The organism is Janthinobacterium sp. AD80 (genome assembly GCF_002878455.1).
Classification (GTDB): domain Bacteria; phylum Pseudomonadota; class Gammaproteobacteria; order Burkholderiales; family Burkholderiaceae_D; genus Janthinobacterium.
The window spans coordinates 25,269-34,369 of record NZ_NRDQ01000179.1 but is presented as its reverse complement, the minus strand read 5'-3'; the positions used below and the strand labels follow the sequence as shown (position 1 = coordinate 34,369).

Here is a 9,101-nt window from a genome sequence, read left to right as displayed (position 1 = left end):
GTCGCACCGCAGGAACAGAGCGCGGCGCCAGCCCAGGATGCCTTGCCGCCACAAACAGTGACCATCACGGCGAATGCCGACGCCAAGCCGCCGCGCGTGCATTTCATGTCTTACCGCGACAGTTACCTGACGGCCCGGAAAGTCTGGCAAGTATCGAGCGGCAATGTCGTCATGGCCCTGCGGCTGATTCCTGCCAAGCTGAGCGCCACCATCGACGACGTGCGCGTGGCCTTGCAAGGCCATGGCGTGGCGATGCCGATCAAGGTGAGCGAAGGGGGCGTGTTTGTCGTGCCCCTGAACGACGATATCGCCGCACAGGATGGCCATTTCCTGGTGAACAAGGGACGTGGCGAATTGACGGCGAATATCGTCATCCAGCCCGCTGTCGCGCGCGACGCGTGGAATGTGACGCGCGTGGGCCAGGTGTTGCAGGATGCGCGGCGTGCCGTGCGCGCCATCACGCCGTGGTACAAGCGGCCGTTCGCCAATGACGTGCAATCGCTGGCCTTTTGCGAGGCTGAGCGCGGCAGTGCCTTGCAGCTGATGGATGGCGAGCAGCTGATCGCCACCTTGCCGATGAACGAAGCGGCCGTCAATGACATCAACCAGCCCGTGTACTGCAAGATTTTTGACGGCGAAGACAAGTACCCGGGCCACTACCGCGTCGTCTTGCCGGAGCAAGCCAGCGTGCTGCTGCTGTAAATCGTCTTAGTTGGGCTGGCGCTGCAGCATTTCCAGCGCCGCCGCCAGGGCCAGGTCCATGGTGGCCTGGTGAAATACCAGCCATTGCGGCAGCAGCGACAAGGCATGGCGCCCTTGCTCCAGGTCGCCTTCATCGACCGCCGCCCAGGCATGATGCAAGCCGCTGAGCACGCGCGCATGCTGCTCGCGGTGGTTCGCCAGTGAAGGAAAGCCGATTTCCTCCATCAATTCCTCCTCCTCGCGGAAATCGCGCTCGACGGCCGCGATCAGGTCGCGGAACGCCACGCTGAAATGCTGGTCGCTCAGTTGCGACAAGCGCGCCAGCTCCAGGAACAGCGCCTCATGCGCCTCGTCGATGGCAGGCACCCCCAGCGCCATCTCCTCTTTCCAATGCGAATCATGCATAGCGAACCTCCCACGTTAAACCCGTCCCGATGCGAAGCGGGCTGTTCCAGTGTGGGCGCAGCGAAGAGGTAAATCCATGATCTGGATCAAGAGAGTGGTGAAGAGGGAGTGAGCGGGAGCGCTGAAAAAACGGATGGGGAACAAATGAGCGGGAAACGAGTCACTTCCCACGGGAACGTGGTTTTTAACGCTGCGCTTCGTTACCGGGCGCCGCTGAAAAACGTCGCTGGCAAGGTGTCTTGACCCAGACAGTACCAGACAGTACCAGACAGTACGCTAGTACGGCAGTCAAAGCAACGCAGCCAGCGGTGCGCCTGTTCAACTGTTTTCAGCCGCGCGTATTACTCGGACTTAGTGCTTGGGCCAGTGCGCCCACAAGGCCTGCGCATCCACATTCGGCACCTGCATCAGTTGTCCGGCCGACGTCTGCATGGTGTCCCTCAGCACGAGGGGAGCGAGCAACAGGGCCGACAGGGCAAGGCAGGCCAGCACTTTCAGCGTCAACATGGTCGTCTCCTGATGAGCCGGTGGCGGCGCGGGGATGCGGCGCCTGCCGGTCACTTCAATCGCGTGCGCATATCTCTCATATCTTTACTATCCTGCTTGCAGTTTAGTCCACCTGATTGAAACTTCAACTAATTGCTGTGATGCACTGCACCAGTTTGCCTGCCCGCCGCGCTGCTATCTGGCGCTATTATGAAGTGGCGCCGTTATCTGGCGCCGCTATGTGGCGCCGTTATCCAGATTTCCTGCGCTTGCGCGGCTGGCCCGCGGCCGGCAGGAAAGAGTCGATCCAAACTTGCGTCAATTGCCGGGTATTTTTTGCCGCCTCGCGCTTGACGGCCGCCGTGGCGTGGCCGCGCGCCGTGTTGGCGATGCGGTTGGCGGCGCTCAGATACATGCTCATCCAGGGGTTTTTCATGGCTAGCCTCGCAGAAGTGGGTGGGGCGGCATGCCTGCCGCCATGTCCCCACTGTAGTCTGCTGGCCATGTTTCACCGTTCGCCGCCGCACACAGGGCGCCGGCAGGCAAGGTGGTTTGATATGGGTCAATACACGTCGCGGCGGTAGCGTCCTGCCGCCAGCAGGGCATCGACGCCATCCTGGCCCAGGATTTCTTGCAGTACAGCATCGATTCCTGCCGCCATGCCTTGCAGGCTGCCGCACACGTAGAGTATCGCTCCCTGTTCCAGCCAGGCGCGCAGTTCCTGGGCACTGGCGCGCAGGCGGTCCTGCACGTATTCGCGCTGGCCAGTCTCGCCATCGCGCGAAAAGACGCGGTCCAGGCGCGCCAGGTGGCCATTGTCGAGCCAGCCTTGCAACTCCTCGCCGCAGATGCTGTCAAACGCTTGCTGGCGTTCACCGAATAGCAGCCAGTTGCGGGCCAGGCCCGCCCGCTGGCGCGCGCGCAAATGCGAGCGCAGGCCCGCCAGGCCGGAGCCGTTGCCGATATAAATGCAGGGCACGTCGACCAGCGCGGGCGCGAAGGCAGGGTTGGCTTGCAGGCGCAGGCGGATGGTGCCGCCCAGCGGGGCGAAGCGCGTGAGCCAGCCGGAGCCGAGGCCGTAGCCCTGCTTGGCGCCATCCGCATGGGTTTCCTGGCGCACCAGCAATTGCAGCTCGCCGTCCGACGGCAGCGAGGCGATCGAGTAGCTGCGCGGGGCGTGGTAGGCGTTGCTGGCGTTGCCTGCGAAATTTGCGTTGCCTGCGGTGCCAACGTGACCATGCTCGCCATCGCTGCCATCGGCATTGCAGGGAATGATTTCAGCCAGCGCGCCCGCTTCCCATGTGGCGCCGGCAGGGATGGCCAGGGTAATTTCATGCAGTTCGCCGCCAGCGCTGCCCGCATTGAGCAGCACGCGGCGCGTCAGGCGCCACTCGGCATAGGACGCTTCTTCCTGCACGCCGATGGCGTCGATGGCGCTGCCGCTGCAGCGGGCCAGCGCTTTGGACCAGTCGGCCAGGGCGGCGGGGTCATGCTTGTCCACTTCGATCAGCGGGAACAGCGCGCGGGCACCCAGCGCGTGCAGCTGGCGCGCCAGAGCATGGCCAAAGCCGCAGAACTCGCTGTAATGGCGGTCGCCCAGGGCCAGCATGCCCACTTCCAGGCCGGCCAGAGGCGTGCCCGTGGTCGCTTGCAGCAGGCGCGCGAAGCGGCGCGTGCCGTCCGGCGCCTCGCCTTCGCCAAAGGTGCTGGCGACGATCAGGGCCCGTTCATACTGGCGCAATTGGGCGGGGTCGAACTGGTCCAGCGACTGCACGTCGACGGCCACGCCCGCCTGCTGCAGGGCGCGCGCGCTTTCCAGCGCCAGGCGTTCCGCTTGGCCAGACTGGCTTGCGTAGGCTACCAGGGTCGGCAAACCTGTGTCCGTGTTGCCTGGCGCGCCGGCGCCCAGCATGGCGCGCTGCGCCAGGACGGCCCGTTTGGCCTTGCGCCGGCCCAGGTACAGCATCCAGCCCGTGATGGCGAACAGGGGCAGGCCCAGGCTGGCCAGGGTGACGATGATGCGCCCTGGCAAGCCAAAATACGTGCCCATGTGCAGCGGATAAATGATGTTGACGAGGCGCGAGCCCAGTCCCTGCTGGCTGTATGGTTCGTTTTCCGTGATGCTGCCGTCGGCCGCTGAAATCGCCATGCGGCTGCGCGCCCGCTCGTGTGGCGCATCGCTGGCCAGCCATGTGAATTGCACGGCTTCGCCCGGGCGCGTGGGCAGGCGCACGCTCGATAGCGTCCAGCCGGGAGCGTGTTGCTGGAAGCTGCGCCAGGCCAGGCTGATGTCGATGGCAGCTGCTTCCTGCTTCTCTTTGGGCGGGCCTTTCTTGCCGGGCGCCTGCGCCACGCGGGGCGGCTTGCCGGCCCAGGCGTCGATATTGTCGCGCACCACGTCATAGCTCCAGTAAATGCCCGTCAGGGTCAGTGCGACGTAGACCACCAGGCACCAGGTGCCGGCCACGGCGTGCAAATTCCACAGGAAGGAACGGCCTTTCAGTGCGGGATCAAAGGTCAGCCAGGTGCGCCAGTCCAGCGGACGGCGCGGCCAGCGCAGGTAGAGGCCGGACAATGCCAGGCCCAGCAAACACAGGGCCAGCGCGCCCGCCACTTGCCGGCCAGGGTCGCGCGGCAGCAGCAGCCAGCGGTGCAGGGATTCCGTCCACTCGAAAAATGCCGCGCCCGCCAGCGCCGGCTGGGTGGCGCCCGTGTACGGGTGCATATAAATCGACTCGCCGCGCCGCTGGCCGTTCTTCGGCGCGAAGAACAGACGGGGCGCCGCGCCCGGCTCGGCGTACATGGTGACGGAGGCAACGCGCTGACCATGCTCGGCTGCCGCGATGCTGCCCAGCTGGGCTGGCGTCAGCGCTGCGCGCGTTTCCACGGGCACATGGCGCACCCCAGGATTCATCAAGTCCAGCAATTCATCCTTGAAGGCCAGCGTGGCGCCGCTCAGGCCGATAATCACCAGTACCGTGCCGGCCGTGATGCCGATAAACCAGTGCAGCTGGAACCAGACCTGCTTCCAGTTCCAGTGCCAGCGCCGCTGTTGTGGCGTGGCGGCAGGCTGGCGCTGCTGTTGGCTAGCCGGCGCCGTGTCGGCGCTGGCGCGGGGCAGGGGCAAGGAAGGAGAGGTCGTCATGAATCGGCTTTCGATTGCGCCGCCATGCTGGGCGTCACGCATGGCGGGGAGAAGATGGAAGGCTGACATAGTATCGCAAACGAGAATCATTCGCAAATGAAGCCGCCAAGGCTTGATGGCGCTAAATGGCCACGGAATGCAAAAATGATGAGCTTGATAATTTACATCGCAGTGAAATTGTGTGAAAATGAAAATCATTCTCATTCGTGATTCATGCGTGATCATGCGCTATGCGCAGGCATGCCGATCATGGAGCGTGAGACAGGCTGACCCACTTGGCAGGCAAGTTCGGCAGCCCCTTTGCTCGTTTTCCCGTGTCCACCATTTCTCCCTCCATCGACGTATTCAGTGAGCTGTACAGTAGCCATCACGGCTGGCTGGTCAACTGGCTGTGGCGCAAGCTGGGCTGCCGTGATGGCGCGGCCGACCTGGCGCAGGACACTTTTCTCCGCATGCTGGCCACCGAATCGGCGCACAGCCTGCGCGAACCGCGCGCCTACCTGAGCACGGTGGCCAATGGCTTGCTGGTCAACCACTGGCGCCGCCTGACCCTCGAGCGTACCTTCCTCGCCGCCCTGGCCAGCCGGCCCGAATTGACAGCGCCGTCGCCGGAAGAGCGGGCCCTGGTGGTCGAAGCCCTGTGCCGCATCGATGCCATGCTCGATAACCTGTCGCCACGCGCGCGCCAGGCCTTCCTGCTGGCGCAGCTCGACGGGCTCACCTATGCGCAGATCGCCGGCCAGCTGGAGGTGTCCGAGCGCATGGTGAAAAAATACATGGCGCAAGCCATGCTGCAATGCATGCTGTGCATGGACGATGCGGCCTGAGCCAGCCATGCCGCCAGCGCAGCGAGCCGCCGACTACGCCATCTTGCAGGAAGCGGCCGAATGGTTCGCCGTGCTGCGCGGCGACGCTGCCGGGCCTGCCGAGCAGCAAGCCTGGGAACGCTGGCACGCCAAGTCTGCCGCCCATCGCGCCGCCTGGCGCCGGGTGGAAGCCGTCAGCGCCGAATTTCGCCATTTGCCGGGCGAGCCGGCGCGCCAGGCGCTCGACGATGCGGGCCCGCGCAATACTGATGCTTCGCGCCGCAAGCTCGTCAAGGGCTTGCTGGCGCTGTGCCTGACAACGGGGCTGGGCAGCGCCATGCTGCTGCGGCGCGACACGCGCAGCTGGGTCGCCAGCCTGAACGCGGCCGAAAAGACGCCGGTCGGCACGATACGCGAGCTGGCGCTGGCCGACGGCTCGCAACTGTGGCTCAACACGGCCACCTCGCTCGACATCGATTACAGCGCGCGCCTGCGCCGCATTGCCCTGCACGGCGGCGAAATCTATATTGCTTCCGCGCGCGACCGCCAGCGACCGGCGCGTCCGCTGGTGGTCGACACCGTGCATGGGCCGCGTGCGCGCGCTGGGCACGCGTTTCAGCGTGCAGCCGCAAGGCGGACGCACCTTGCTGGCCGTCTACGAGGGCAGCGTCGAGGTCGCGCCCCGCGATGGCGGCGTGCCGCGCATCGTGCCGGCGGGCCAGCAGATCCGCTTTGGCGATGGCGATATCGGCGAGCCATTCGCCGCCGACCCGCATGCGGCCGCCTGGATCGAGTACCGCCTGCAGCCCGAGCAGATGCGGCTCGACGATTTCCTCGCGCAACTGTCGCGCTACCGGCGCGGCCACCTGGGCTGCGCGCCCGAAGTGGCGCACTTGCGCCTGGTGGGCAGTTATCCGCTGGCTGACACGGACCGCATCCTGGCGGCGCTGGAAGCCACTTTGCCCGTCAAGGTCAGGCGCGTGCACGACTGGTGGGTGACGGTGGAAGCCCTGCATCGGCCAGCGCAGAATAAATAAAATATTTTTTCAAAGTCGGTTCCCTTTTTGCGCAGTTGTTTGGCAAGGTAGAAGTAACTGCCCTACACAAAAGGAATGCCGTGCCCCTGTCTTTCATTTCCCCGCCGTTTGCCCGCTGCCTGCTGCCATGCTCCTTGGCCGCGGCGCTGCTGGCCGCGCCTGCCATGGCGCCGGCGGCGGAGGAGGCCGTGCGCAGCTTTCGCATCGCCGCCGCGCCGCTGGGCCAGGCCTTGCGCCAGTTCGCTGGCCAGGCGGGGATCTTGCTGTCGGCCGAAGGCGGCTTGACGCAGGGCAAGCGCAGCACCGGCTTGCACGCCAGCGTGCCCACCAGCCAGGGTTTGCAGCAATTGCTCGCAGGCACCGGCCTGGTGGCCGTGCAGTTGCCGGATGGCAGCTTCATCGTGCGCCTGGCACCCGCGCCCCTGCGCGCCGATGCGGGCGGGGGCGCCGGCCTGCAAGTGCTGGCGCCCGTGACGGTACTGGGCAGCAACGACGCTGGCTACCGCCGCAGCAGCTCGGCGGCCGCCAGCCGCAATGACACGGCCTTGCGCGACACGCCGCAAGCCGTCAGCATCGTCAGCGGCGAACTGATACGCGACCAGGACATGCGCAGCCTGGCCGACGCCATGCGCTACATGCCGGGCGTGGGCACGGCCGCAGGCGAGGGTAACCGCGATACGGCCGTGATGCGCGGCAACAGCTCGACCTCGGATTTTTACCTGGACGGCATGCGCGACGACGTGCAGTACTACCGCGATTTCTACAATATCGAGCGTGTCGAAGCCATCAAGGGAGCGAATGCCATGGTCTTTGGCCGTGGCGGCGGGGGCGGCGTCATCAACCGCGCCACCAAGCAGCCGCAATGGACGAACGGCGGCGACGCCACGGCCAGCCTGGGCAGCTGGCGCAACCGGCGTGCCGCGCTCGACGTGCAGCAAGTGGTCGGCGCTGGCGTGGCCGTGCGCGTCAACGCCATGGCGGAAAACAGCGACGCGTTTCGCCAGGGCGTCAACGTGCGCCGCAGCGCCATCAATCCCGTCGCCGCCTGGCGCCTGTCGCCGCGCACCATGGTGCTGGCCAGCTACGAACATTTTCGCGACGACCGCGTGACGGACCGGGGCGTGCCGTCGTATCAGGGGCGGCCGTTCCAGACGGACCCGTCCACTTTCTTCGGCATCGCCGGCAGCAGCCCGTCGTGGGCGTATATCGACGCGCTGGGCGTGACGGTGGAGCACGATCTGGGGGGCGGCGCCAGTGTGCGCAACCGTAGCCGCCTGGCCGATTACGACAAGCTGTACCAGAACGCCTTTCCCGGCCCCGTCAGCGCGGACGGCACCAAGGTAACGGTGCTGGCGTACAACAGCGCCACCCGGCGGCGCAACCTGTTCAACCAGACGGACGTGGAATGGACGCTCGACAGCGGCGCCGTGCGCCACCGCTTGACGGCGGGCCTGGAACTGGGCCGCCAGACCACGGACAACCTGCGCAACACGGGGTATTTCACCTCCTTGGGCGACGGCGTCACGCACATCAGCCTGCCCACGGCGCACCCGGTGACGGACTTGCCCGTGACCTTCCGCCCCAGCGCCACGGATGCGGACAACCATGGCGTGGCCGACACGGCCGCCCTGTATCTGCAGGACCAGCTGCGCTTGAGCCCGCAATGGCAGGCGGTGGTGGGCCTGCGCTATGAGCGTTTTGCCGTCGATTTCATCAACAAGCGCAACGGCACGCGCATCGCCCGCACGGATATGCCGTGGTCGCCCCGTGTGGCCCTCATTTACCAGCCCGTGCCGGCGCTGTCGCTGTATGCCGGCGTCAGCCAGTCGTTCCTGCCGCGCGCGGGCGAGCAGCTGGCGTCGTTGACGCCCAGCAATGCCGTGTTCGAACCCGAGCGTTTCCGTAACGTGGAAATGGGCGCCAAGTGGGACGTCACGCCGGATCTGATGGCCAGCGCGGCCGTGTACCGCCTCGAGCGCAGCAATGTCGCCGTCACCGACCCTGTCGACACCACGCGCGCCATGCTGGTCGACGGCCAGCGCAGCGAGGGGCTGGAACTGGAAGTCAATGGCAAGGTCCAAGCTGGCTGGAGCATCGTTGGCGGCTATGCCTGGCAAAAAGCCGTGCTGACGGCCACGCAATCGTCCACGGCGCTGGCCGGCGCCACGGTGGCGCACGTGCCCAGGCACAGCCTGTCGCTGTGGAACCGCTACGATTTTTCACCGGTCTGGGGCGCGGCACTGGGCGTGATCGCCCGCAGCGCCGTGTATGCGTCCGTGTCGAATACGGTGGCGCTGCCCGGCTTTACGCGTGTTGACGGCGCCGTCTACTTCAAGCGGCAGGGGAAGTTCCAGCTGCAGCTGAATCTGGAAAACCTGTTGAACAAAAAGTATTACGCCTCGGCCCACAGCAACGACAACATCGCACCCGGTTCGCCACGGGCCGTGCGCATGACGGCGCTGTGGCGCTTCTGATTTTGTTGTATCCAAATTTGCAGTACCAAGTTTGCAGTACCAGGCA

The 9,101-nt window shown here is 65.7% G+C and carries 8 protein-coding genes and 1 pseudogene; 5 read left to right on the top strand and 4 right to left on the bottom strand.

Translation table 11 applies throughout. The features are described from left to right. Positions 1-702: hypothetical protein (locus tag JaAD80_RS30925; protein WP_180979590.1), on the top strand; the 702-nt coding region annotated here is incomplete at its 5' end. A gap of 6 nt (positions 703-708) precedes the next feature. Here JaAD80_RS30925 and JaAD80_RS25410 read toward each other — a convergent pair. From JaAD80_RS25410 to JaAD80_RS25400, 4 genes are all read right to left on the bottom strand, one after another. Next, the gene (locus JaAD80_RS25410; RefSeq protein WP_102298696.1) at positions 709-1,107 is read right to left on the bottom strand and encodes a bacteriohemerythrin; all 399 of its coding nucleotides are present in this window, start codon (positions 1,105-1,107) and stop codon (positions 709-711) included. Between the two features lie 351 nt (positions 1,108-1,458). Next, positions 1,459-1,614 carry a hypothetical protein gene (locus JaAD80_RS30920; RefSeq protein WP_180979589.1) on the bottom strand — a complete coding sequence of 52 codons (156 nt, stop codon included), beginning with the start codon at positions 1,612-1,614 and terminating at the stop codon, positions 1,459-1,461. A 229-nt stretch (positions 1,615-1,843) separates the two neighbouring features. Continuing rightward, the gene (locus JaAD80_RS25405) at positions 1,844-2,029 is read right to left on the bottom strand and encodes a hypothetical protein (RefSeq protein ID WP_102298694.1); all 186 of its coding nucleotides are present in this window, start codon (positions 2,027-2,029) and stop codon (positions 1,844-1,846) included. Positions 2,030-2,155: 126 nt separating this feature from the next. Next, on the bottom strand, positions 2,156-4,738 hold the full coding sequence (locus JaAD80_RS25400) for a sulfite reductase flavoprotein subunit alpha (RefSeq protein ID WP_102298706.1): 2,583 nt from the start codon (positions 4,736-4,738) through the stop codon (positions 2,156-2,158). A 314-nt stretch (positions 4,739-5,052) separates the two neighbouring features. On the opposite strand from JaAD80_RS25400, the gene JaAD80_RS25395 reads away from it, so the two are divergent. The 4 genes and pseudogenes from JaAD80_RS25395 (at position 5,053) to JaAD80_RS25385 (ending at position 9,055) form a co-directional block, all read left to right on the top strand. Then, positions 5,053-5,565 carry a sigma-70 family RNA polymerase sigma factor gene (locus tag JaAD80_RS25395; protein ID WP_102298704.1) on the top strand — a complete coding sequence of 171 codons (513 nt, stop codon included), beginning with the start codon at positions 5,053-5,055 and terminating at the stop codon, positions 5,563-5,565. Then, positions 5,555-6,100, top strand: a pseudogene (locus JaAD80_RS31685) (DUF4880 domain-containing protein); the annotation flags it as partial. The gene JaAD80_RS25395 and the pseudogene JaAD80_RS31685, both read left to right, overlap by 11 nt. A gap of 28 nt (positions 6,101-6,128) precedes the next feature. Beyond that, positions 6,129-6,581, top strand: a complete 453-nt coding sequence (locus tag JaAD80_RS31680) for a hypothetical protein (protein WP_258003174.1) — start codon at positions 6,129-6,131, stop codon at positions 6,579-6,581. An 80-nt stretch (positions 6,582-6,661) separates the two neighbouring features. Continuing rightward, a complete protein-coding gene (locus JaAD80_RS25385; RefSeq protein ID WP_102298692.1) occupies positions 6,662-9,055 on the top strand; it encodes a TonB-dependent siderophore receptor in 2,394 nt (797 codons plus the stop codon). The last annotated feature ends 46 nt before the right edge of the window (positions 9,056-9,101 follow it).